The following is a 355-nucleotide window of genomic DNA, read 5'->3' as shown; positions in this document are numbered from 1 at the left end:
TCAGGTCGAGCTGTCGCTTGACGCGCACCTGACCGACTCCATCCACCGGTTCCACCGTGCGAAGTGGGGCATAGAGCATCTGCGCCGCATAGCGCGTCAGAACCACGGGGACGGGCGTTTCGCGCGGCACGGCCTTCGGTGCTTCTGCCTGCGCGGTCTGTTTCGCTGCTGCCGATGGCTGGGCTTCCCGGGGCTGGCCATAGTGCGGAGCCACGGGCTCGCCGGCGACGATCCTGACCGGCTCGCGCGGCTGTTGATCGGCCGCTGCCTCGGAGGCGGCGATATCGATGAGCATCTGCTCGCCATTGGTCGCGTCCTGCAGGCGCAGGCGCGCTGGAGGAATCGGCTCGTTGGC

At 68.5% G+C, this 355-nt stretch carries 1 protein-coding gene; it reads right to left on the bottom strand.

Annotation, left to right across the window (positions count from 1 at the left end; translation table 11 throughout):
* Nucleotides 1-355: DUF3438 family protein (locus HMPREF2924_RS28845; protein WP_141765586.1), on the bottom strand; the 355-nt coding region annotated here is incomplete at both ends.

The organism is Pseudomonas sp. HMSC063H08, assembly GCF_001813645.1.
In the GTDB taxonomy this organism is placed as follows: domain Bacteria; phylum Pseudomonadota; class Gammaproteobacteria; order Pseudomonadales; family Pseudomonadaceae; genus Pseudomonas; species Pseudomonas aeruginosa.
The sequence above is the reverse complement of the archived record's forward strand: the minus strand, read 5'-3'. Positions and strand labels throughout refer to the sequence as shown.